21 protein-coding genes and 1 tRNA gene are annotated in these 23,757 nt (G+C 47.1%); 1 reads left to right on the forward strand and 21 read right to left on the reverse strand.

Translation table 11 applies throughout. From position 1 onward, the window contains the following. Positions 1–20 precede the first annotated feature (20 nt). Positions 21–2,423: a ribonuclease R gene (gene rnr / locus C2747_RS06070; protein WP_215330734.1), complete on the reverse strand. Its 2,403-nt coding sequence runs from the start codon at positions 2,421–2,423 to the stop codon at positions 21–23. A 144-nt stretch (positions 2,424–2,567) separates the two neighbouring features. Between rnr and C2747_RS06075 the strand changes: the two genes are divergently transcribed. Then, positions 2,568–2,654, forward strand: a tRNA-Leu gene (locus C2747_RS06075). A gap of 159 nt (positions 2,655–2,813) precedes the next feature. On the opposite strand, the gene C2747_RS06080 is transcribed toward C2747_RS06075, so the two are convergent. From C2747_RS06080 to ndk, 20 genes are all read right to left on the reverse strand, one after another. Continuing rightward, positions 2,814–2,996 (reverse strand): 4-oxalocrotonate tautomerase, encoded by a 183-nt coding sequence (locus C2747_RS06080; RefSeq protein WP_215304222.1) that lies wholly within the window; start codon positions 2,994–2,996, stop codon positions 2,814–2,816. A gap of 16 nt (positions 2,997–3,012) precedes the next feature. Further along, positions 3,013–3,717: a class II aldolase/adducin family protein gene (locus C2747_RS06085; RefSeq protein WP_215330735.1), complete on the reverse strand. Its 705-nt coding sequence runs from the start codon at positions 3,715–3,717 to the stop codon at positions 3,013–3,015. Positions 3,718–3,726: 9 nt separating this feature from the next. After that, the gene (locus tag C2747_RS06090; protein ID WP_215330736.1) at positions 3,727–4,224 is read right to left on the reverse strand and encodes a hypothetical protein; all 498 of its coding nucleotides are present in this window, start codon (positions 4,222–4,224) and stop codon (positions 3,727–3,729) included. A gap of 24 nt (positions 4,225–4,248) precedes the next feature. Then, positions 4,249–4,935: a dienelactone hydrolase family protein gene (locus C2747_RS06095; RefSeq protein ID WP_215330737.1), complete on the reverse strand. Its 687-nt coding sequence runs from the start codon at positions 4,933–4,935 to the stop codon at positions 4,249–4,251. Positions 4,936–4,964: 29 nt separating this feature from the next. Then, a complete protein-coding gene (locus C2747_RS06100) occupies positions 4,965–6,176 on the reverse strand; it encodes an MFS transporter (RefSeq protein ID WP_215330738.1) in 1,212 nt (403 codons plus the stop codon). 434 nt (positions 6,177–6,610) lie between these two features. Continuing rightward, on the reverse strand, positions 6,611–7,114 hold the full coding sequence (locus C2747_RS06105; protein WP_215330739.1) for a hypothetical protein: 504 nt from the start codon (positions 7,112–7,114) through the stop codon (positions 6,611–6,613). Positions 7,115–7,213: 99 nt separating this feature from the next. Continuing rightward, on the reverse strand, positions 7,214–9,430 hold the full coding sequence (locus C2747_RS06110; protein ID WP_215330740.1) for a malate synthase G: 2,217 nt from the start codon (positions 9,428–9,430) through the stop codon (positions 7,214–7,216). Positions 9,431–9,491: 61 nt separating this feature from the next. Beyond that, complete coding sequence (locus tag C2747_RS06115; RefSeq protein WP_215330741.1) at positions 9,492–10,832, reverse strand: adenylosuccinate synthase; 1,341 nt, start codon at positions 10,830–10,832, stop codon at positions 9,492–9,494. Between the two features lie 50 nt (positions 10,833–10,882). Next, a complete protein-coding gene (locus C2747_RS06120) occupies positions 10,883–12,046 on the reverse strand; it encodes an ATP phosphoribosyltransferase regulatory subunit (protein ID WP_215330742.1) in 1,164 nt (387 codons plus the stop codon). Between the two features lie 18 nt (positions 12,047–12,064). Next, complete coding sequence (gene hflC / locus C2747_RS06125; protein ID WP_215330743.1) at positions 12,065–12,937, reverse strand: protease modulator HflC; 873 nt, start codon at positions 12,935–12,937, stop codon at positions 12,065–12,067. Continuing rightward, entirely contained in the window at positions 12,937–14,439 is a 1,503-nt protein-coding gene (gene hflK, locus C2747_RS06130; RefSeq protein WP_215330744.1) for an FtsH protease activity modulator HflK, read from the reverse strand. Before hflK ends, hflC begins: the two co-directional genes overlap by 1 nt. Beyond that, entirely contained in the window at positions 14,432–15,673 is a 1,242-nt protein-coding gene (gene hflX, locus C2747_RS06135) for a GTPase HflX (RefSeq protein ID WP_251374859.1), read from the reverse strand. Before hflX ends, hflK begins: the two co-directional genes overlap by 8 nt. Then, complete coding sequence (hfq, locus tag C2747_RS06140) at positions 15,666–15,908, reverse strand: RNA chaperone Hfq (protein ID WP_114653200.1); 243 nt, start codon at positions 15,906–15,908, stop codon at positions 15,666–15,668. Before hfq ends, hflX begins: the two co-directional genes overlap by 8 nt. Positions 15,909–16,091: 183 nt before the next feature. Further along, the gene (gene der, locus C2747_RS06145; RefSeq protein WP_215330745.1) at positions 16,092–17,456 is read right to left on the reverse strand and encodes a ribosome biogenesis GTPase Der; all 1,365 of its coding nucleotides are present in this window, start codon (positions 17,454–17,456) and stop codon (positions 16,092–16,094) included. Beyond that, the gene (bamB, locus tag C2747_RS06150) at positions 17,453–18,607 is read right to left on the reverse strand and encodes an outer membrane protein assembly factor BamB (protein WP_215330746.1); all 1,155 of its coding nucleotides are present in this window, start codon (positions 18,605–18,607) and stop codon (positions 17,453–17,455) included. The genes der and bamB overlap by 4 nt, the downstream gene beginning before the upstream one ends. After that, positions 18,607–19,266 (reverse strand): YfgM family protein, encoded by a 660-nt coding sequence (locus C2747_RS06155; protein WP_215330747.1) that lies wholly within the window; start codon positions 19,264–19,266, stop codon positions 18,607–18,609. The genes bamB and C2747_RS06155 overlap by 1 nt, the downstream gene beginning before the upstream one ends. A gap of 47 nt (positions 19,267–19,313) precedes the next feature. Beyond that, on the reverse strand, positions 19,314–20,642 hold the full coding sequence (gene hisS, locus C2747_RS06160) for a histidine--tRNA ligase (protein ID WP_215330748.1): 1,329 nt from the start codon (positions 20,640–20,642) through the stop codon (positions 19,314–19,316). A 71-nt stretch (positions 20,643–20,713) separates the two neighbouring features. Beyond that, positions 20,714–21,982 (reverse strand): flavodoxin-dependent (E)-4-hydroxy-3-methylbut-2-enyl-diphosphate synthase, encoded by a 1,269-nt coding sequence (gene ispG / locus C2747_RS06165; RefSeq protein ID WP_215330749.1) that lies wholly within the window; start codon positions 21,980–21,982, stop codon positions 20,714–20,716. A 17-nt stretch (positions 21,983–21,999) separates the two neighbouring features. Further along, positions 22,000–23,193 carry a dual-specificity RNA methyltransferase RlmN gene (gene rlmN, locus C2747_RS06170; RefSeq protein ID WP_215333104.1) on the reverse strand — a complete coding sequence of 398 codons (1,194 nt, stop codon included), beginning with the start codon at positions 23,191–23,193 and terminating at the stop codon, positions 22,000–22,002. 91 nt (positions 23,194–23,284) lie between these two features. After that, positions 23,285–23,710, reverse strand: a complete 426-nt coding sequence (ndk, locus tag C2747_RS06175) for a nucleoside-diphosphate kinase (protein WP_215330750.1) — start codon at positions 23,708–23,710, stop codon at positions 23,285–23,287. Positions 23,711–23,757: the final 47 nt, after the last annotated feature.

The following is a 23,757-nucleotide window of genomic DNA, read 5'->3' on the forward strand; positions in this document are numbered from 1 at the left end:
TCTCGATCTGATATTGATACTTATTTACGGCGCGCTTTAGTGCTGCGAACAGGTGGTTTTGTACCTGCCGGTTTGCCAGCAGGTCTTGTGGGCTTCCCAGACTTCGCAACTTTACTTGCGGTTCGTCCAGCTTGATTCTTGGATTGATTTGCACCAAGATTACCAGCAGATTTAGCGGCATTTACATTTACACCAGAATGCTTCTGCGGTTCCTTGCTACCAGGGCGACCTTTTTTAGGCGCAGCTTTTTTATTGGGTCTACCGGTATCGCTAGCCAATACGATTTGGCGACGATTGGTGGTGCCACCCGGCTCTAAGCCAACCGATTTCACCAAACTAAATTCAATTTTACGCGCATCTAAGTCTACTCGACTGACTAATACGTGCACCCGATCACCCAAGCGATAACGAATACCAGTTCTCTCGCCACGCAATTCTTGACGGGCTTCATCGTATTGGAAGTAATCACCACCCAACTCAGTTACATGGATCATGCCCTCAACAAAGAGGTTTTCCAGTTGTATGAATAAACCAAATGTAGCTACACTAGTGACAGTGCCAGCATATTCTTGACCTAAATGATCGCGCATGTAGTAGCACTTGAGCCAAGCTTCTACATCACGAGATGCCTCATCCGCACGGCGCTCATTCGATGAGCAATGCACACCCAGTTGACCCCAAATAGGCATTGCCGCATTAGCGCCCTTAGGCAATTTAGGTAAACATGTGCCATTAGCTGCAGCCTCTTTTGCATCGCTATGAGACTTCTTGGCATTCACAGCATTTTCACGACCCTTACCCTTGCGTGGCAAAGTGAGATTTAAGGGAATCGTTGGCGGCAATACTGGCGTGTAAGGTTTCTTAGTGAGAATTGCTTTAATGACGCGATGGGTAAGTAGATCAGGATAGCGACGAATTGGGCTTGTGAAATGTGAGTACGCAGGATACGCAAGACCAAAGTGGCCCTCGTTATCAGGCTGGTACATTGCCTGCTGCATAGAACGCAAAACAACCGACTGCAGCATGTTGGCATCGGGACGCTCTTTAATTTCGCGCATCAGCTTGGCATAGTCTTTTGGTTTCGGCTTTTCACCGCCTCCCAATGACAAGCCAGAGGTACGTAAAACTTGGCGCAAAGTGACCAACTTCTCTTCGGAAGGTTCACCGTGTACGCGGTAAAGACTGAGATGCTTATTTTTATCAATGAAATCTGCCGCACAGACGTTTGCTGTCAACATGCACTCTTCGATCAAGCGGTGTGCGTCATTACGTAGACGGGGTTCAATGCGCAAGATCTTACCCAGCTCATTGCTGATGATTTGGGTTTCAGTTGTTTCAAACTCGATAGCGCCACGTTTTTGACGTGCGTCTAGCAAAATCTTATACAGGGAATAGAGGTTAGTTAGCAGAGGTCTGAGCTGCCCAAAGCGTGTCGCTTCAGGACCTTTACTGTTAGAAAGAATCTCCCACACCGTGTCATATGTAAAGCGCTGTGCAGAATGCATCACTGCAGGGTAGAACTGGTAAGCCAACACCACACCATTGTTGTCGACTACAGAATCACACACCATGCACAAGCGATCAACCCCAGGGTTGAGGGAGCAAAGACCGTTAGAGATCTTCTCTGGCAGCATCGGTATTACCCTTCTTGGGAAATACACTGAAGTCGCACGCAGCAGCCCTTCGTCATCCAAAGGATGTCCTGGCTTTACATAATGAGATACGTCAGCAATCGCGACAATCAGGCGCCAAGCCTTGCTCTTGCCGTGCATCACCGGTTCGCAATACACCGCATCATCAAAGTCACGAGCATCGGCACCGTCGATCGTGACCAAAGGAACATCGCGCAAATCCACGCGACCTTCTAAATCAGACTGCTGAACAGCATCAGGCAAGGCCTCCGCTTCTTTTTTTGCAGCTACTGAAAATTCGTGAGGCACGCCATATTTACGGACAGCGATTTCGATTTCCATACCCGGATCATCGATTTCACCTAGCACCTCGACAACACGACCAACGGCTTGACGGTAGCTATCTGGATAGTCAATGATCTCCACGCTGACTACCTGACCTAATTTAGCGTTACCTTGGCCTTTTGGTGGAATCAAAATATCGTGGCCAATGCGCTTGTCTTCTGGCGCAACAATCAAAACACCATTCTCATTCAAGAGACGCCCAATGACTACTTTATTGGCGTGCAAAATGACATCGACGATCTGACCCTCTGGGCGACCGCGCCGATCTGTTCCCAATACTCTGACATTGACCCTGTCTGCGTGCATGACACGGGACATTTCTCTTTCAGAAAGAAAAATATCTTCACCGCCATCATCTGGGATAACAAATCCGAATCCATCTCGGTGACCCTGGACTGTACCTAAGCGGTCAGCCTCTCGTGGCACCAAGTTTTTTGCTTTACGCATTTAATTCCTTTGGCAATACATGCCTTATATTTCAATAAAAATTCTGAATTAGCCTACTGTATCAAACCATCAAGTCTGAAGGGTGAAAGGCTAAAACGAGTTAAGAGGTGGGCCAGAGGGCACATGCCTTTATAATAACGGCATGCCCAGGTGGCGAAATTGGTAGACGCACCAGCTTCAGGTGCTGGCGATCGTAAGGTTGTGGGGGTTCGAGTCCCTTCCTGGGCACCAAACAAGGTCTAACAGCGCTCTGCGCCTGATAATACAGGGCCAATATAGAGAAAACTGGCCGTTTCTACACAAAAACACATAAAGCCTATATGGGGGCATCTCTCTTAAATGCAAGCCCCGTTTTGGCTTCTAGATCGAGCGCCCCCTCATACGCAGGCATTAATCACTCCATAACTTGCCAGCAGTCGCCCAATCTGATTTCTTAACATCTCGATAAATAACATCCACTGATTCAGCGCTGCATCCCATAATTTTGACAGCCGCCTCCGTAATTGCCTTGGCGTACTCACGCTTGACCTCATCGCTACGGCCCTCAAATATCTGAACTTGAATTAATGGCATAGATATTTCCTTTTCACTATTTTTTTAATAAACCTAGATAAGCCGGCCACTCTATCTGACCTTCCTCATCACCATCACTGCATAGTTGCTCATAAGTCATTCTACAAATTACCGGATCAGGAACTATCAACTCCTCCACCTTACCTGCCAATAGTTGAATCTTGCAGGCCTTATCTAATACGTCCATTAAATAAAATGCCTGCTGAATACTGACTCCACAGATGATGCTACCGTGATTTTCTAACAATAAAGCCTTTTTATCTCCAAGAGCTGATATGAGCCCCAATTGCTCAGATGCTGATAAGGCTAGCCCTTGATAGTGATGCCGTTCAATATCACTATAGAAACGCAAGGCATGCTGCGATAGCGGTAGTAGACCTTGCTTTTGTGCTGAGACAGCAATGATGGAATCAACATGAAGATGTAGCACACATGCCGCATCTGGTCTGGCCGCATGTACCGCTCCATGAATGGCAAAACCCGATTTATTTACTGGCCCTATGCCTGAGAGAATTTCTCCTTGGACATTCACCTTGACCAAATTTTCTGGAGACACTTCGTCAAAGCGCAAACCAAATTGATTGATTAGATAAGCGCCCTCTTCATTAGGAATAGAAGCTGAAATATGGGTATAAATACCATCATCCCACCCCTTCAATGCAGCGAGGCGATAGGCTGCAGCTAAATTGATTCGAACTTCTTTCTCAGTGTGATTCGTCATATCGAAGAACTAAAGCCCCATAGAGCGATGCAAAATCTTGGGCTTCATTTCATCCCAAAGACCTTCGAACTCTTCCGCCCTATCTTGGGATAGCTCAATCGGCTCAAAGAGTCCACTGAAGAAGATTGTCTTTTTGGGAGCTAAGATCTTTTCAAACTCCGTTAACCCAACCGGCTTATCGTCCATATCCCGAGTTAATTGAGCAGAGCAAACAATGGCTTCATGATCGTCTTGATCAATCACGGCAAATTCAATCAACTGCTGAGACTTGTCTAAGATGACCAGAGTACCTCTAGCGTAGCAAACTGCCTCATGCTCCTGCACGATATACGCCAAAAATTGATTTTCTTCATCCGCGTTCATGCGCAAGTCATCAATAAAAAAGAGGTATTGGCTCCCCTCTCCATTAACTAAAGTAAAAACCTTAGGAATCACCCCATGCCCTAAGGCGAGATTACGGTAATAAGAGGAAAGTTCAACAGCGAGGTTTTCGGAAAAAAGATGCATAAAGTAAATCTGTATGTAAGGTACTTATGGAGTGAGCTGAGTTTTTAAGAAAGTCATCGTACGCTCCCAGGCCAAATCAGCAGCAGCCGGGTTGTATTGCAATGGTGGCAAGCCCCTAGCATCTGACTTTGGATTCGCGAATGCATGCTTAGCATCGTAGCGCTGAAAATCATACGTGGCTCCTGCTGCTTTTAGCTTCTCTTCCAACTGATCTACACCAGCAATAGAAAAAAATTCGTCATGCAAAGCCCAGTGAGCTAACATCGGCTTTTTAATAGCCGGTGCATCAACATACTCGAGTGGCGGGTAACCATACCAAACCACGGTTCCATCACATTCCGGAACTAGGCCGGCTGAAAGTACTGTGAGCGCCCCACCCATACAAAAACCGGTGACGGCAACTTTAGTGCTGCCTGTTGCCTTGAGGTACTGAACAGCGCCACGAATATCTTGGCTGGCGGCATCACCAAAATTCAGATCATTCATGAGGTGCTCTGCTTCATTTGCTGCCAGAGCGAGCTTGCCGCGGTACAGATCGGGAACCAAGGTGCGATATCCTGCTTTAGCTAAGCGATTGGCAACATTCTTAATCTCATCATCAAGACCCCACCACTCCTGAATCACCACTACGCCAGGAGCATTTGTTGGATTGGCCGGCTCAATTAAATAGGCCTCTACTGAAGTGCCATCTGGCCTCTTAAATGAAATCATCACAATCTTTCTCTTTAAATAAATTCGGTTTACTGCGCTTGTTTATCAGTGTGAATATAGCCCACCAAGCAGAAAGTAAGCAAGCCACATAGGGCCGCCCCATAACCAACCAGGTTGTAGTGCTCCATTTTTCCATCTGTACCAATAGTCACCACCATACCAGCAAGCACTGAGGCAAGGCCCGATGCTAACATTTGCACTGAGCCTACCAAGCTCATAAAGGTACCCCGAATTTTCGCCTCCACCATTTGACTGGCAATTGCCATCGCCGGAATCATGCGCCCGGAGATCAAGACGAAAAATGCAGTGGAGTTAATCAATACCACCCAAAGCGGTACCGGTATCAGATTAGTCGTCACTAGCAATGGAACTAGACTAATTACTGCAAGCACTCTAAATACTCTAGTCTTGCCATAACGATCAGCCATATGACCAATCAGACGAGAGCTCATTAGCGTAGCAATACCACCGCAAAGATAAATCAAAGAAATATAGGAGTTTTCAACGCCTACGTTCGAGGTGAGATAGAGGGCAATATAGGGAATGACAGAAAATCCAGTTAGCATAATGAGCGCCATGAAAAAGAATGCGCGTAGATGCTGGTGAGCGACAAAGATATTCCAGATTTGACTAAGGCGACTTCCCTCGTGAGTGTGCTGTAAGTGACCAGAGATCCTGGGAATATTGCGATAACCCAAATACAAAATGAGAGTAGAAATCAAGGCAATAAAAAAGAATGGCGCACGCCAACCTAAGTATGGAATGTTGTTAGCTAACAATAGACTGAGGGGGACCCCCGCCACTGTCGATACCGAGAAAGCAGACATCACTGTACCCAAAGCTTTGCCTCTGCGCTCAAACGGAATCGAGTCCGCAACGATGGTTTGAACTAGTGAGCTCAGAATACCGCCAAATGCACCTGCAAATGCCCGAGCAATAAAAAGGGAATGGTAGTCTGGGGCTAAACCACAGACTAAGGTGGCAATAATGAAACAGGCATACAAACTCAGAAGCAGCACCCGCCTCTCAAAGCGATCTACAAAGTAGGTAGCAAATACACCGGCAAGTGCAGCGGCGAAAGTGTAAGAAGAAAGTAGTAGGCCGAACTCATGGGTATTGATGTTGAGCTCACGAATAAATTCTGGACCCAAAGGCATCATGATCATGAAATCTAGGATATGAGTGAACTGAATTCCAGCTAAGGAGAGTAAGAAAAAGTGTTCCTTTTTGCCGCCTGGCATTTGATGCTCGGTCAATGGTTTCTTTATATGAAATTGGGGATACATCATTATCAACCTAGGGGCTCGAAACTTGTCTAGCCTTGCTAAATTGGGGCATTGCCTTGCAAGGGCGGGACTTTATTGGTGTTATGTCCAACAACAATCATCCAGTATATCTCTAGGGTTAACCCACCAAGAGTTCACCAGTGAACACTCAAAATCGGTGCGATTTCAATAGGCCCCTGCTATTAGCATCAAGCCTTTAATAGCAATTAAAGACATTTTTGTCCTATTAGCAGACGCTTTTAGCGAAGCTAAAGTAATGGAGCAGAAATCACGTAGAACTAGTGGAAATTGGTAATTTATTGCTGATTTAGCTCTGTTTTAGGCCATTTTTGGTCGTTTTTTAAGTGGTAAGCCTCCATTCCTTTGGAGGCTTTTTCTTTTAAGTATCTCTAGCGCTGAATGTAGTAACCATAGACACAGCGTGACCCACTCCGAGATGGGTTATGGGTATCTTGAATAACGCCATTAATAACAGCCGTCAGGTGCTTAGAAACCTTCACAATTAATCTACCCGGGGGCAACTCATTGGCTAGTAAATGCACTTTACAGCCAGCGCCAACCTGCATAGTAGGCACCCAATCAAAGCCATGACCCACAATGTAGTCATGAAACACATTGCGATGATTGCCGTTACGCGGTGAAGCGCCCTTAGCGTTGAGACGCCTAGCCAACTTGTCGTTTCGTTGGTCGGCATAAGCTGCATTGGCAGCACGAAGATCTTCGTAGACCTGCAAATAAGGCAATTGCGCAGCAATCGCAATTGCTCGAACTACACAGTCACCAGCCCCACCTTTAAAACCCGCAAGCTCCCTACCCCCATCGTTGAGTTGAAAGCCCAGCTCTTGGCCGCGACTATTAGATAGTCTGGAGAAGAGGTTTAACAGATTGAGCATAGGGTGGTTGGAAGTTCAAGAGAATTCGGGAGGGATCTTACCAAAGAAAAATGGACTTGCCTTTCGACAAATCCATTCTAATTTGCTTCTCACTTCAGATTACTTTGCTTGCGCCTGCTTGACCTTCAAACGCCAAGCATGCAGCAATGGTTCGGTATACCCGTTTGGCTGCTCAAGACCCTTAAAGATCAGATCGCTTGCAGCTTGAAAAGCATCTGAATCCTGATAGTTTGGCATCATTGGCTTATACAAGGGATCGCCAGCATTTTGACTATCCACGATAGTGGCCATTCGTTGCATAGCTTCCTCTACTTCGGCTTTGCTTACATACTTATGCAGTAACCAGTTAGCAATGTGCTGACTAGAAATCCGCAATGTTGCACGATCTTCCATTAAGCCCACATTGTAAATATCAGGCACCTTAGAGCAACCAACGCCTTGGTCAATCCAGCGCACAACATAACCCAAAATACCTTGGCAATTATTATTGAGGGCTTCGCGAATTTCCTCTTTAGTCCAATCAGGAAATAGCGCAATTGGCACAGTCAAGAGATCATCAGTTAAGGCCTCATACTCGGCTGCAGTGTCCTGCTTCTCCATATCCTCTTGGATCTTTGCTACATCGACCTGATGATAGTGAATCGCATGCAAGGTGGCAGCAGTAGGCGATGGCACCCAAGCAGTATTGGCTCCAGCCTGAGGGTGTGCGGCTTTTTGCTCAACCATTTCTTTCATGAGATCTGGCGCAGGCCACATACCTTTACCAATTTGTGCGCGACCACGTAGGCCACAATCTAAGCCTGCCAATACGTTGCGGCGCTCGTAAGCTCCAAACCATTTAGCAATCTTCATCCTACCTTTACGAACCATGGCGCCGCCATACATCCCGGTATGCATCTCATCACCGGTACGGTCTAAGAATCCAGTATTAATAAAGGCAACACGAGCACTAGCTGCAGCAATGGCAGCTTTAATGTTGACGCTCATACGGCGTTCTTCGTCCATGATGCCTAATTTGACTGTGTTCTCAGGCAAGCCAAGTAATTTCTCGACCCGGCCAAAGAGTTCGCCAGCAAATGCCACTTCTTCAGCGCTGTGCATTTTTGGCTTAACGATATAGACCGAGCCTTTACGTGTATTACCAATAGCCTGAGTCGCTGGGCGATTAATGTCATACAAAGCAATCAACACAGTCACGACTGCGTCTAAGATGCCTTCGTAGATTTCCTTACCTTCACCAGTAATAATGGCGGGGTTAGTCATCAAGTGACCAACGTTACGCAAAAACAAGAGTGATCGGCCATTCAAAGTGACAACGCCATCTTTCGGATTGACAGCGCCAATACCGGCTGTGTATTTGCGATCTGGATTGAGTGTACGGGTAAAAGTCTTGCCGCCTTTACTAACTTCTTCAACCAATGTGCCCTTAAGAATACCCAACCAATTCTCATAAGCAAGCACTTTGTCATCGCCGTCAACCACTGCTACTGAGTCTTCTAGGTCCAAAATGGTTGAGAGTGCAGCTTCAAGCACCACATCATTTACGCCCGCTAAATCAGAAGCACCAATGGTTTTTGTCTTATCAATTTGAATATCAATATGAATGCCATGATTACGCAATAAAACAGATGATGGTGCAGAGGCATCGCCTTGGTAACCAACAAACTGTTTCTCATCAGTCAAACCTGTTGTGCTGCCGTCTTTTAATTTCACGGACAGTTTTTTATCCACAACGGCATACGCAACTACATCGGTGTGAGAGGCTTTGGCCAAAGGAGCAGCTTGATCTAAAAACTGGCGTGCGTAGGCAACTACCTTGGCACCACGAATCGGGTTGTAGGCTCCCGCCTTGGTAGCGCCACCTTCTTCAGAGATAACATCTGTGCCGTACAGGGCATCATACAAAGAGCCCCAACGTGCATTTGCAGCATTTAAGGCATAGCGCGCATTGAGCACTGGAACAACCAGTTGAGGACCGGCTTGAAGAGCCAATTCGTCATCCACATTCTGAGTAGTAGCCAAAACTTTGGCAGGCACATCGTCGATGTAACCAATTTCTTTCAAGTACTTGCGGTAAGTAGGCATATCTTTGATTGGGCCAGGATTGGCTTGATGCCATTTATCCAAATCCAATTGCAAGCGATCACGCTTAGCTAGTAATGCTTCATTCTTTGGGCTCAGATCTTTAACGATCTCGTCAAAACCTTTCCAAAAGTCCGCGCTTTTAATTCCTGTGCCAGGCAAAACTTGATCTTCAATAAAACGGTAAAGCGGTGTAGCTACTTGAAGGCTATTACATTGTGTACGTGCTGTCATTTCTAAATCCCAAAGCAAATGTGTAAATTAAATATAAAAAAATTAAAAAGGAAGTGCTTTATTAACCTTTGAATGGATGTTGTAGAAGAATTGTTTCATCGCGATCAGGTCCCGTTGAGACCATGGCGATCGGCTTTCCTGCAACTTCTTCGATACGACGCAGGAACTTCTGTGCCTCTATTGGGAGTTTGTCCCATTCACGAATACCAAAAGTAGTTCCCTTCCAACCCGGGAAATCCTCATAAATTGGTTCGCAATGCGCCACAGCTTCAGCGCCGCGCGGTAATACATCTAATTTTTGACCGTCAAGGGTGTAGCCCACACAAAGACGAATAGTCTCAAACCCATCCAATACGTCCAGCTTAGTAATGCAAAGGCCAGACAAACCATTGATCTGAATTGAACGCTTTAGTGCAGCAGCATCTAACCAACCAGTGCGGCGCGGACGGCCCGTGACGGAACCAAACTCTTTACCCACTTCAGCCAAACGAATACCAACAGGATCTTGCTTGGCTGGATTATCAAAGTCGTATAACTCACTTGGGAACGGACCAGCACCAACACGCGTGCAATAAGCCTTGGTAATGCCCAAGATATATTGCAGTGAATCCGGACCAACGCCAGATCCAGCGGCAGCATTACCAGCCACACAGTTGCTGGAAGTCACGTACGGATAGGTGCCATGATCAATGTCCAGCAAAGTACCTTGCGCACCTTCGAATAATAAATTTTGACCAGCTTGCTCTGCTGCATATAAAGCGCTAGAGACATCGACCACCATCGGCTTGATGCGCCCTGCATAAGACATGGCTTCTTCTAATGTCTTTTGAAAATCAACTGGCTCGGCCCCATAGTAATTTGTGAGCATAAAGTTGTGATATTCCAAGTTCTCACGCAATTGCGCGGCAAACTTTTCCGGATAAAACAAATCCTGAACACGTAGGGCGCGTCGGGCTACCTTATCTTCGTATGCTGGTCCGATACCGCGGCCAGTAGTGCCAATCTTGGCATGGCCACGTTTTTTCTCACGGGCATGATCGATGGCTACGTGATACGGCAAAATCAAGGTGGTTGCTTCAGAAATCTTCAAACGGGATTGAACATCCAAGCCTGCAGCCTCTAACTCACCAATTTCTTTAAAGAGTGCTTCTGGAGAAAGCACAACACCATTACCAATGTAGCAAATCACGTTCTTATGCATGATTCCAGAGGGGATCAAACGCAAAATCGTTTTTTTACCGCCAATGATCAGCGTATGGCCAGCGTTATGTCCACCCTGAAAACGTACGACTGCTTGCGCATGGTCTGTCAACCAATCCACTACTTTGCCCTTGCCCTCGTCACCCCACTGGGTACCAATGACAACGACGTTACGACCATGAGCTTGTTGCTTTAAAGACATAATGAAATCCAAAAGGTAATTACAGAATTAATGTGTTGTTCAAATAGCGTTTACTTCTTTTTTACTACCCATGAGCTGCCTTGCTTTACTAGCTCACGATCACAAAGATATTCAGCAGTTTCTACAGCATCGCCACTAGGAGCCTGGATGACTACTTCACCAGCATCGCGCAATTCGGTAATCTTGGCAGCTAGGTCAGCATCTAAAGTCCAAGGCGCTACGATGGCGGGCATTCTTTGCGCTACAGGTGCCAGGTTAGCCAGGGTCAATAAATCCATTGAAAAGCCAGTAGCAGGACGGGAGCGTCCAAATGCTTGACCAACATGGTCGTATCTGCCGCCTCTCGCAATTGGCTGTGGCAACTGATCAACATAAGCAGCGAACATCACACCGCTGTGATATTGATATCCACGCAGATCCGCCAGATCCATGCTGAGCTCAACATTGCCTGGAAGTGCATCAGTTGCTGCGGCCAATTTTTCTAGTTGAGACAAGGCCTCATCAATTAATGGATGTTTCGGTAAAGACTTTCTAGCACCAGCCAATACTTGCGCACAAGGGCCATTTAATTCAGTAAGAGCCATTAAGGCTTGCGCAGACTCGGCCGGTAAGCATTTAGACCAAATCGCTAAGCGTGGGCGATCTTTGCTTTGCAATAAGCTATACAGTGCCTCGACATCAGCCTTCTCTTTAACTTGCCCATCCAGAATTCCCTCGAGCACGCCTGCATGCGAGAGATCGAGGTAGACCTTATTCAGCCCAGCAACACTCAAGGTTTTTAGTAATAAGGAGATCGCCTCAAAATCCGCTTCCCAAGTAGCGCATCCATAAATCTCTGCGCCAAGTTGTAATTCTTCACGAGCAGAGCTGCCTACTGGTGTGCGTGCATGGGCAACTGATCCTGCATAGCAAAGGCGGGTTACGCCTTTACGGTTGAGTAAGTGCGCATCAATGCGAGCAACTTGCGGAGTCATGTCAGCGCGCAGGCCTAATGTTCTCCCAGACAACTGATCAACCAACTTAAATGTTTGTAAATTCAGATCTGAACCAGTGCCAGTCAGCAAAGAATCTAGGAACTCCAATATAGGAGGAGCAACCAGTTCATAGCCATAGGACTGATACAAATCGAGAATAGCGCGACGCAGAGTCTCTACCTTACGAGCCTCGGCTGGCAAAACATCAGCAATATCTTCAGGAAGTAACCAGCGATTCATGATTTGAACTATTCACTCTTAATTTTTTTTGTGCATGAACTTAAAGAACTCGCCATTAGGCTCAACAACTATGACATCTTTCTTATCTTTAAAGGAGCTTCGGTAGGCCTGAAGACTTTGGTAGAACTGGGCGAACTGAGGATCACGCCCAAAAGCATCGGCATATAAAGCAGTGGCCTTTGCATCGCCAGAACCTTTTATTTTCTGCGCTTCACGATAGGCTTCAGCCAAGATCGTGTCACGCTGACGCTCTGCATTAGCTCGAATCTTGTCGGACTCTGCAGCACCTGTGGAGCGCAACTCATTAGCAACGCGTTTACGCTCTGCTTCCATGCGCCGGTAAACGGAGTCACTAATTTCAGCTAGTAGATCAACCCGCTTGAGGCGAACGTCGACGATTTCAACACCAATATCCGATGCATCATCGGCTACTTTTTTACGAATACCCTGCATCACTTGCTCACGTTGATCAGAAATGATCTCTCTGACTGTGCGTTTGGTGAACTCTTCATTCAAGGCAGAGCGCACTAACTGAGTTAAGCGATCTTGTGCCAAGCGTTCATCGCCTTTAAAGCTGACAAAGAACTTACGGGGATCGACAATACGCCACTTCACATAAGAATCCACCAAGAGATTTTTCTTCTCAGAGGTAATAAAGCGCTCGGCTTCTGGTGTATCAATAGTCAAAATACGACGATCAAAGAAACGGACATTTTCAAAAGGTGCTGGCAGCTTCACCTGTAATCCAGGCTGCTCAATCACGCGCACAATTTGCCCGAATGAAAATACCACGGCGTAGTTACGCTGATCGACTACAAAAATACTTGAAGTCAGAATATAGAAAAGACCAATCAGGCCAGCTATAGCAGCTAAGAGACGATTTGCATTCATTATCTTGCATCCCCTCTATCGCGGTTTCTTAGGCCGTCGCGTTTTTCGGAAGCACCAGCACCTGAGGTATTGCTAGGGCTTGGGCTAGTTGTATTGTTGCTAAATGGAGCTGCTGGATTACCTGTCGCGCCTCCCACTGTCACAGACCCAGTAGGTGTTGAAGCTGGCGCCTGACCAGTAGCAACTTGGGTACTTTCTGCGCTGACTTGTGCAATGATTTTATCGAGAGGTAAATACAGCATGCTATTACTCTTGGTAGTGTCTACCAAAACTTTAGACACGTTGTTATACATCTCGCGCATGCTATCAATGTACATACGATCACGAGTCACGCCGGGTGCTTTTGCATATTCAGTCTGGACTTGCTTGAAGCGATTTGCATCACCCTCTGCGGTTGCAACCACCCTAGCCTTATATCCTTCAGCCTCTTGAATGAGTCGATCAGCCGTACCCTTTGCACGTGGAATGATGTCATTCGCATATGCTTGACCTTCACTCTTGAGGCGCTCCTGGTCTTGGCCAGCCTTAACAGCATCATCAAATGAAGCTTGCACTTGCTCAGGTGGCTGAACGTTTTGAACAGTCACGCTCGTGACGTAGATACCAGTTTTATAGCTATCTAGAATTTTCTGTATTGAGCTAGCAAGATCAATGGCGATCTTTTCACGACCTTCATACAAAACGGTATCCATCTTGCTACGCGCCACAATTTCACGCACTGCAGTTTCTGCAGCTTGCACCACAGTGGTATCGGGATCGCGATTGTTAAATAAATAATCGGTTGGATCTTTTAAACGGTACTGAACTGCAAAACGTACATCAATAATATTTTCATCTTCCGTGAGCATGGAAGTGTCTTTTTGATTGGTTGCTTTAATCAAAATAGAGCGACCAACCTCAACGGAACGAACTCCAGAGACGTTAACAACTTGCTCAGCCTGAACAGGCCAAGGCATGCGCCAGTTAATACCTGGGCCTGCGGTGTAAGCATACTTACCAAACGTAGTAACCACGCCCGACTGACCTTCTTGAATGATGTAGAACCCACTAAAAATCCACAGCAACACTACACCGCCTGCAGCCATGATCACCGTGACTTTGGAGCCAAAGGGGTTTGTGAAATTGAAGTTAGGTGCAGTAAAGCCACCGCCGCCATTACCACCACCATTACCGCGCTGCGATGGTGGGGGAATATCAGTACTGTTCGGCTTGTTCGCTGGCGCGCTTGATGAGGCGCCTGGCTTTTTCTTACCGCCAAAAATACCGCTCAAGCGATCATTAAAGTCGCGCCACAACTCATCAAGGTCTGGTGGACCATTGGGTCGTGCGGGCTGATTTTGCGGTGGGGTTTCAACAGGCTTATCCGACCCTGGATTAGCGGGGTCTACTTTTGGAGCCTGATCAGAACCCTGACCATCTTTGTTGTGTTTAGATCCGTTACCTGGGGCACTGTTACCCCAGCCTGGATCATTGACCGAAAACAGTTCGAGAAATTTACGCATCGTTTGGTGAGTACTTACGGTTAGGAATCGGATTAAATTCGGAAGTTTCTGGTCGTTCTGGTAAAGGAGCTAAAAACTCGCCTGGGTCCATTTGAACTTTAGCGCGATTCTGCTCGACCCTTATTCTATCAGTCATTTGAGAGCATTCGGCAAGGGCCGATCGCAATAAATCAAGGCCTAGGCCTGTCTTGGCGGAGAGGAAAACCTGACTCGGAATGCCCTCAGAATCGCGCACTAGGACAGCCCCTTCCGTAAAGGTCTGGGGCATCTGGTCAATCTTATTCATGATCTCGATACGGGGGATGTCATCCGCCCCAATTTCACGTAAAACAGCCTCTACTTCAGCCTTTTGCTCCCGAGCGACCGGGCTACAGGCGTCAATCACGTGCAGAATCAGATCTGCATGAATGGTCTCATCCAAGGTGGCTCTGAAGGCCTCTACCAGCTGGTGTGGTAACTCACGGATAAAGCCTACTGTGTCAGAAACCACAATTGAACCCACACCGTCTAAATGGACTTTACGGGAGGTCGTATCTAGGGTTGCAAATAACTGATCTGCCGCATAAGTCCCTGCTTTTGTAAGGGAATTAAACAAAGTGGATTTACCAGCATTGGTGTAGCCGACCAGCGAAACTGAAAAAACGTCCCTGCGGTTACGGGCCCTTCTTTGGGTTCTTTGCTGACGCTGAAGCTTCTCAAGCTCAGCCTCTAGACGCTTAGCTTTGGTTGCTAGCATCCGCCGATCGAGCTCCATCTGGGTTTCACCAGGGCCGCCACGTACGCCAATACCACCGCGTTGACGCTCCAAGTGACTCCAAGCACGCACTAGTCTAGACATCCGGTAGCGAACCTGGGCTAACTCAACCTGCGTTTTACCAATATGACTTTGTGCTCTTTGGCTAAAGATATCCAAAATCAGACCAGTACGATCCATCACATGAAAACCAATATGACGCTCTAAATTGCGTTGCTGAGTCGGGGATAGCGGATGGTTAAAGATGACTAATTCGGCACCTTGCTCTTCCATCGCTTTTTTAACTTCGTTCGCCTTACCTGAACCAATAAATAAAGCAGGATCCGTCTTACCCTTACGGGCAATCACGCTGGTGATGGGTACAGAGCCAGCACTCTGTGCAAGCAGGCTGAGCTCTGCCATGCTGTCCGCAAAATCTTCGCGGCCTGTATCGACACCAACTAAAACGGCACGCGCCGCATCTACACCGGTTTTAAACAGAGCTAACTTCTTCCGTGCGGAACTCCACTGCACGAGCAGGGACAATTGTAGAAATAGCGTGCTTGTAGACCATCTGAGTTACGGTGTTACGCAAGAGAACAACATATTGATCGAACGATTCAATATTGCCTTGCAGCTTAATACCGTTAACAAGGTAGATGGAGACAGGAACATGCTCTTTGCGCAGGGCATTGAGGAAGGGATCCTGTAGTAATTGGATTTTGCTGTTATTCATACTGCTCCTTAATGGTTTTTATTTGCTGCTGCTATTTTGGGAGTCTTGCTTTTTTTATTTATCAATCTACTGCTAGGCAAAGCTAATTACGAGTACATGTCTCTTACATAAGGGGTCTGATGTTCAAAAAAACAAGCCCCGCACTTAAAACACAATTAAAACTGTAGCTCTATTTTTACTTTTTTACTTCTTTTTACCTTTTTTGCCTTTGTCCGCATCAACATAGGGGTTTTTAGCGGTATTCATCTGAATACGCAAAGGAGTGCCGCGCAACTTGAAGACTTCTCTAAAGCGCCCTTCTAGGTAACGCTTATAGCTATCAGTTACACCGCTCAAAGAGGTTCCATGAATCACTACAATAGGGGGATTCATACCGCCCTGGTGGGCATAACGCAATTTTGGACGACCCATACCCACACGCTTAGGCTGTTGGTGCTCAATAGCATCCTGCAAAATACGGGTCAGTTTCGGGGTTGGTAATTTCGCCATGGCTGCGGCATAAGCTAAATCAACGTCCTTAAATAGCTCTTTGAGACCAGTACCCTTCTTAGCAGAAATCGGATGTACATTTGCAAAATCAAGGAAGCGCAACTTTTGAGCAATCTCTAAACGCGCGCGCTCCTTCACGTAAGTATCAAGACCATCCCACTTGTTTACGGCAACAACCAATGCACGCCCTGCTTCCACGATAAATCCAGCAATATGAGCGTCTTGCTCAGAAATATCCTGCTGGGCATCGAGCATCAGAATGACTACATTGCAATCAGCAATCGCTTGCAATGTTTTAACAACGGAGAATTTCTCAATCGCTTCAAATACTTTGCCACGGCGACGCAGACCTGCTGTGTCTACCAAGATATAAGGCTTGCCATTACGCTCAAACGGCACTTCAATCGCATCACGGGTTGTGCCCGGCATATCAAATGCAATCACACGCTCTTCACCGATCAATTTATTGATCAGGGTAGATTTACCCACGTTAGGACGACCCACTACCGCAATCTTCATTGGGCGATTAGGATCGTTTTCTTGTTCTTCTGGTTCTGGCTCTGGAATGCCTAAAGAATCCAAAGCATCATCGATCAAACCGCGTACACCATCACCGTGCGCTGATGAAATTGGGAATGGTTCGCCTAGACCTAGCTCATGAAAGTCTGCAGTAACCACGCCAGACTGCATGCCTTCAGTTTTATTCACTGCCAGAATGATCGGTCTACCCGTCTTGCGTAAGAAATCCGCAATCACGCGATCTTGAGGGGCCATACCCAAACGGCCATCCACCAAGAAAATGATAATGTCCGATTCAGCAACAGCTTGCTTGGTTTGCTTGGCCATCTCGGCCACAATGCCGGTCTTGGCTACGGGCTCAAAACCACCGGTATCTACGCAAATAAATGCACGTTCGCCAATGCGACCTTTACCGTAGTGACGGTCACGGGTCAGGCCCGAGAAGTCGGCAACCAATGCATCACGTGAGCGCGTTAAGCGATTAAAAAGTGTCGATTTGCCAACGTTAGGACGACCGACAATGGTGATTACTGGATTCATTTTGGACTGTACGCCGCTAGTTTTCCACCTTGAGACTGAACCAAGATGAGGCCGTTCACCGCAATCGGTGCGGCTGTGATGGGACTACTGTCATGACGAATGCGTGCCAGCATTTCACCATTCGCTTGTGATAGTGCATGCACATAACCCTGCGCATCACCAAGGAGTAATACCTTACCAATCGCCATTGGCTCGCCGACATCTCTAAATGTCAGCTGCGTATTTTCCCAGGCTTGTGAACCATCCTTCACCGCAAATGCAGTGACATACGATTTTTCGTTTGAAGAAAAAACCAAATCAGGACTCTGCGCCGTGCCGGTATAGCTTGAATAATCTTTGAACCACAATAAATTACCTGTGCGCGCTTGACCGCAACCTATGCGGCCTTGATAAGAGACGGCGCAAATGATTTCGCCTTCCATACTTGGCTTGGCGGTCACATCATTGAGGCGCTCAATTTCAGAGAATCCTTTTGGAAAGGAAATCGGGGTTTCCCAAACGAGCCCCCCGTTTGCAATCGCAATCATGCCAAAGCGACCGCCGGAGAATCCAGTCACAATAACCTCATTACCAATGGCAAGCATGCCGTAACCAACACGCAATGACAGAGCGGATTGTTGACGCTGATAACTCCACTTGCGCACGCCTGTCTGAGCATCAAAGCCAACAAAGCGATTATCTAAAGCACGAATGATGACTACGCCACCAGCAACTACTGGTTCTGATAAGACCTCACTGCCAACGCTCACGTTCCAAATAGCCTTACCAGTATCGTCGTAGGCATAGATCGTTCCTTTGGTGGTGACTACTGCCGTAGTACGACCATCCGATCCAGGTCCAATCGATAGACGATCTGGCACAGATACTTCCCATACTTTTTGACCGGTGCGCAAATCAATCTTGGCAAGATTACCGCGATGAGAGGCGGCATAAACAGCATCACCGGCTACTGCAGGATGAAAATTAAATGGCTCAGATGAACCTACGCTAGTTGTCCATGCGGGAGTAAAGTCAAATTGATTGCTAACAGGAACTAGCTCAGCAGGCTTGCGTACACGCGAGCTGCCTGAACAGGCTACTAGGGCTGTTACCACGAAGCCTAGTACTAAAGCTGTACTTGCTAGTTTTGCTACGCGTTTGCAATCCATCATCACTGAGCTACTCCTCCGACGGCATCTAATTTAACCTTCAAGAGACGACGCGCCTCTTCAGGGAATTCTTTTGCATCATTTAACTGCTTCCAAGCAGCTTCATAGCTCTTGCGCGCATCAGCCATATTCTTTTGAGCCAAATACCAATCGCCGCGACGCTCTAACCATAGGGCCTCAAAGCCGGAAATGGGCTTTTCTTTCAGAATCGCATCTGCTTCTGCAAAATCTTTTTCTGTACCAAGCTCAATTAACTGGGCGGTGAGACGTAATTTAGCTAAGGCTAAATATCCTTGGTCAGATGCATTCTTCGCAGCCCAGCGCAAATAATCCATCGCCTTTGCCGAGTCACCAGCATCAGAGGCAATCTTCGCAGCCACTAAGCTGGACATTGCAGCATAAGGTGTACCAGAGAACTGTTTTTGCAAATCATCAGCAGCACGTAAAGTTTGATCTTTATCACCCTTGTTAATCGCAGTAACCATGGTCTCGTATAACTGGGATGCCGCTGCAGCTTGGCTAGTACACCACCATTGATATCCGCTATATCCTGCATAGGCAAATAAAGCAGCCGTAATCACACCAGTGATCAGGTTGCGATATTTTTGCCAAAATGCTTTAAGTTGATCTAATTGTTCTTGTTCTTCTAGGTCTAAAGGCATGTCAATCCAAGCAAATAAATACAGTATTAATAATCAATGTCTTAATTCTATTCGGTGGCGCCAACAATGGCATCAATTACCGCTTCTACAACGCTGTCAAGGTCAACTGCCTTCTGCACACCGGTGCTACGCAAATCTTTGAGCTGAGCCTCATTCTTAGCCAATTCATCTGGCCCAATGATGACAGCATAGGCTGCCCCACTCGAGTCTGCCTTCTTCATTTGCGACTTAAAGCTAGCAGTCTGGCCATCCGGAGGACAAAATAGGATGACATCGATACCCGCATTACGCAGGCGCTCAGCAATAATCATGGCCGCAGTCAGAGTCTCGCCCCCTTGGTGAATCACAAATGCGTCGCATTGAGCCTGCGCTTCTGGCAAAGACCCAGAAACCTTCATGAGTTCCAAGACCCGCTCCATACCCATTGCCCAACCGCAGGCTGGAGCAGCTTTGCCACCCATACGCTCAATTAGGGGGTCATAGCGACCGCCACCGGCAATCGTGCCTTGAGCTCCCAACTCTTCAGTAATCCACTCGAAAACAGTCAGGTTGTAGTAATCCAAACCACGCACTAAACGAGGGTTGATTTTGCAAGGAATGTTATTAGCCTTGAGTAAGACTTGCACCGCCTCAAAATGCTTAAGGGATTCTTCGCCCAAGAAATCTAATAACTTGGGTGCACCTTCGATCAAATCTTGCATTGCCGGGTTCTTAGAATCCAAGATACGTAATGGATTCGTTAATAAACGGCGCTGCGAATCTTCATCGAGTTGTTCTTTGTTTTTCTCAAAATACGTTACCAGGGCAGCGCGATGTTCTGCACGCTCAGGAGCCTGTCCTAAAGAATTAATCTCTAAACGAACACCTTTCAGGCCGAGCTCATCCCACAGGCGTTGGCCCATCAAAATGATTTCTGCATCGATATCTGGGCCAGCAAAACCCATCGCTTCAATACCAAATTGATGGAACTGGCGATAGCGGCCACGTTGTGGGCGCTCATGACGGAACATTGGTCCGGTATACCAAAGACGCTTTGGTCCTTCGTACAGTAAATTGTTTTCAACCACGGCGCGCACGACAGCGGCAGTACCTTCTGGACGCAATGTGAGTTGCTCGCCATTCAGGCGATCCTCAAACGAATACATTTCTTTTTCAACAATATCGGTGACCTCACCAATGCCGCGCTGAAACACTGCAGTCGCCTCGACAATTGGAGTGCGCAAAAATTCATAGCCGTAGGCACGCGTGAGATCACGCAGAACATGCTCTAAATGTGTCCACTGTGCAGCATCTGCTGGCAAGAGATCATTCATGCCACGGACGCCATTAATTTTCTGAATCTTTTGCGCTTTAGTTGCGTTTGCTTGGTCTGCCATGAGGTGCTTTGATGGATGTCTTTTTTTATTGTTGCTGTATGTTGTTCTTGTTCTAGCTTTTGTCTTGCTTTTTACTTCGGAGCGTAATTTTGCTTGACGTACTCATCGACAATGACCTGAAACTCTTGAGCAATATGATCGCCACGCAAAGTTTTGACTTTGACACCATCCACGAATACCGGTGCGGCAGGAGTCTCGCCAGTGCCTGGCAATGAGATGCCAATATTGGCATGCTTACTCTCGCCTGGGCCATTCACAATACAACCCATCACGGCGACATTCATTGCTTCGACACCTGGATGGGTTTTTTTCCACACCGGCATTTGCTGACGCAGATACGATTGAATATCAGCCGCTAGCTCTTGAAAAGTAGTGCTCGTCGTTCTGCCACAGCCCGGACAGGCAATCACCATGGGCGTAAAATTACGCAATCCCATCGTTTGCAAAATTTCTTGAGCCACAATGATTTCATTCTCTCGTGGCGCACCTGGGTCAGGTGTTAATGAAACTCGAATGGTGTCACCAATACCCTCTTGCAACAAGATACCCAATGCAGCAGTTGAGGAAACAATCCCTTTGCTTCCCATGCCTGCCTCGGTTAATCCTAAATGCAATGGGTAATCTGAGCGATTGGCGAGATCGCGGTACACCGCTACCAAATCTTGGACGTTGCTGACTTTACAAGACAAAATAATTTGGTTGGGGTTCATACCAAACTCCACTGCTTTTTCAGCGGACTGCAAGGCTGACTGAATCAAAGCCTCAATCATGACCTCTTGTGCAGTCTTAGGAACTGGCAGTGCTGCATTAGCATCCATGATGCTAGCCAGTAAGTCTTGATCTAAGCTCCCCCAGTTCACGCCAATCCGAATCGGCTTGTCGTATGTACAGGCTGCTTCAATCATTTGCGCAAATTGAGGATCACGTTTAGCGCCCTTACCTACGTTACCGGGATTGATTCGATACTTCGATAAGGCCTTGGCGCACTCGGGGTAATCTTTTAATAGAGTGTGGCCGTTGTAATGAAAGTCGCCAATCAATGGCACTAAGACATCCATCTTGTCTAACTGTTCACGAATATAAGGAACCGCTGCAGCCGCAGCTGGCGTATCCACAGTAATGCGCACCATCTCTGAACCAGCTCGGGCCAACTCTTTAATCTGTATAGCGGTACCGACTGCATCCGCAGTATCGGTATTGGTCATCGATTGGACGCGTACCGGCGCGTTACCACCAATCGTAATGATGTTGGTTTTCCAGGCAACCGTTGCTTGGCGTGTTTCCCGCTTTGGCGATGGGCCTAGTGGCAGCTTTGGAGGATTGCTAGATGTATCACTCATAGGACTCTTTTTATGAATTAGTCGTCTAATCTTTTAAGCCATAGCACTGGGTGCTCGGCTTGGTACTCTTGCTCTTCTTCATCGTCAAGACTATCAGTTATGTCATCTTGACCTAAATTGATCTGCTTGTCATGCACCGCACGCTCGCGTACTTTAGTGCGGTCAACTACATCACCCGCCAACTGACCACAGGCTGCAGCGATATCATCGCCACGAGTTTTACGAACAGTAGCTACCATGCCAGCGTCCAACAAAATGCTGGCGAAGGCATGAATACGCTGTGCTGATGAGCGCTTTAATCCAGATTCTGGGAAAGGATTAAATGGAATCAGATTAATTTTGCACTTGATGTTTGCCAATAAACGCACCAGCTCTTTAGCCTGGATATCAGAGTCATTGACGCCATCGAGCATGCAATATTCAAAGGTTAAGAAATCTCTTGGGGCAAATGGCAAATACCGTTCGCACGCAGCAAGTAATTCTCTTAAGGGGTATTTTTGATTGAGCGGAACAAGTTGATCGCGCAGCTTGTCGTTTGGTGCATGCAATGACACCGCCAAGGCGACTGGGCAATCTTGTGCCAAGCGATCAATCATCGGGACTACACCAGACGTAGAGAGAGTCACGCGACGACGCGACAAACCGTAGGCTCTGTCATCAAGCATTAAACGTAAAGCAGTCACTACGTTGTCATAGTTAAGTAGCGGTTCACCCATGCCCATCAACACCACATTGGAGATCACGCGACCGGTGTGCTCCCAACCTGGGGTGGGGTATTTTTCAATACGGCGAACCGCATTCGGATCAGAGCGGAGCAAATGTTCTGCAAACCAGAGTTGGCCAATGATTTCACCGGCGGTGAGGTTGCGTGAGAAGCCTTGATGCCCCGTTGAGCAAAAACGGCAATTGACTGCACAACCAGCCTGAGATGAAATACACAAGGTGCCACGGTCATCTTCAGGAATAAATACTGACTCGACAGCATTTCCAGCGCCAACATCGAGCAACCACTTACGGGTGCCGTCGGCTGCATGCTCGTCTTTAATAACTGGAGGTGAAAGAACTTCTGCTTTATTGAGCAATGTTGCTCTAAAGCTTTTTGCTAAATCACTCATGTCGTTGATGTTGGATACACCACGTTGGTGAATCCACTGCATGAGTTGCTTCGCCCGAAAGGGCTTTTCATTCAACCCCGCGACATACGCTGCCATTTGGTCAGCGTCAAAATCTAAGAGATTTACGCGCGGGGAGGTCAATGCGCCTACTTATGTATTAAATAGCTTTTTCGTTAGCAATCGTGAATTAACGATTGAAAACGTTCATGCCAGCGAAGAAGAATGCAACTTCGACAGCAGCAGTTTCAGGAGCATCAGAGCCGTGAACAGCATTTGCATCGATGCTGTCAGCGAAGTCAGCTCGGATAGTGCCTTTGTCTGCCTTCTTAGGATCGGTAGCGCCCATCAAGTCACGGTTCTTAGCAATTGCGCCTTCACCTTCTAATACCTGAATCATGACTGGACCAGAAATCATGAAGCTCACCAAATCTTTAAAGAAAGGACGTGCTGCATGAACAGCGTAGAACTGCTCAGCTTCAGCTTGTGACAAATGCGCCATTCTGGACGCAATAATCTTCAAACCAGCAGACTCGAAACGGTCATAGATCTTGCCGATCACGTTTTTTGCTACAGCGTCAGGTTTGATGATAGAAAGGGTGCGTTCAATAGCCATGTAAAACTCCAATAGTGATTTCAAAGATTTTGCTGAATTGGCGCTGA

Source organism: Polynucleobacter corsicus (genome assembly GCF_018688255.1).
Classification (GTDB): domain Bacteria; phylum Pseudomonadota; class Gammaproteobacteria; order Burkholderiales; family Burkholderiaceae; genus Polynucleobacter; species Polynucleobacter corsicus.

Coding starts and splice junctions, on each gene's coding strand:
- C2747_RS06080 (WP_215304222.1), bottom strand. CDS start 2,996: ATGCCATTAATTCAAGTTCAGATATTTGAGGGCCGTAGCGATGAGGTC.
- hflC (WP_215330743.1), bottom strand. CDS start 12,937: ATGAATGCAAATCGTCTCTTAGCTGCTATAGCTGGCCTGATTGGTCTT.
- rnr (WP_215330734.1), bottom strand. CDS start 2,423: ATGCGTAAAGCAAAAAACTTGGTGCCACGAGAGGCTGACCGCTTAGGT.
- ndk (WP_215330750.1), bottom strand. CDS start 23,710: ATGGCTATTGAACGCACCCTTTCTATCATCAAACCTGACGCTGTAGCA.
- ispG (WP_215330749.1), bottom strand. CDS start 21,982: ATGAGTGATACATCTAGCAATCCTCCAAAGCTGCCACTAGGCCCATCG.
- C2747_RS06100 (WP_215330738.1), bottom strand. CDS start 6,176: ATGCCAGGCGGCAAAAAGGAACACTTTTTCTTACTCTCCTTAGCTGGA.
- hisS (WP_215330748.1), bottom strand. CDS start 20,642: ATGGCAGACCAAGCAAACGCAACTAAAGCGCAAAAGATTCAGAAAATT.
- C2747_RS06110 (WP_215330740.1), bottom strand. CDS start 9,430: ATGACAGCACGTACACAATGTAATAGCCTTCAAGTAGCTACACCGCTT.
- C2747_RS06090 (WP_215330736.1), bottom strand. CDS start 4,224: ATGCATCTTTTTTCCGAAAACCTCGCTGTTGAACTTTCCTCTTATTAC.
- bamB (WP_215330746.1), bottom strand. CDS start 18,607: ATGATGGATTGCAAACGCGTAGCAAAACTAGCAAGTACAGCTTTAGTA.
- C2747_RS06105 (WP_215330739.1), bottom strand. CDS start 7,114: ATGCTCAATCTGTTAAACCTCTTCTCCAGACTATCTAATAGTCGCGGC.
- rlmN (WP_215333104.1), bottom strand. CDS start 23,193: ATGGCAGCGTATGTCGCGGGGTTGAATGAAAAGCCCTTTCGGGCGAAG.
- C2747_RS06115 (WP_215330741.1), bottom strand. CDS start 10,832: ATGTCTTTAAAGCAACAAGCTCATGGTCGTAACGTCGTTGTCATTGGT.
- C2747_RS06120 (WP_215330742.1), bottom strand. CDS start 12,046: ATGAATCGCTGGTTACTTCCTGAAGATATTGCTGATGTTTTGCCAGCC.
- C2747_RS06095 (WP_215330737.1), bottom strand. CDS start 4,935: ATGATTTCATTTAAGAGGCCAGATGGCACTTCAGTAGAGGCCTATTTA.
- C2747_RS06085 (WP_215330735.1), bottom strand. CDS start 3,717: ATGACGAATCACACTGAGAAAGAAGTTCGAATCAATTTAGCTGCAGCC.
- hfq (WP_114653200.1), bottom strand. CDS start 15,908: ATGAATAACAGCAAAATCCAATTACTACAGGATCCCTTCCTCAATGCC.
- C2747_RS06155 (WP_215330747.1), bottom strand. CDS start 19,266: ATGCCTTTAGACCTAGAAGAACAAGAACAATTAGATCAACTTAAAGCA.
- der (WP_215330745.1), bottom strand. CDS start 17,456: ATGAATCCAGTAATCACCATTGTCGGTCGTCCTAACGTTGGCAAATCG.
- hflK (WP_215330744.1), bottom strand. CDS start 14,439: ATGCGTAAATTTCTCGAACTGTTTTCGGTCAATGATCCAGGCTGGGGT.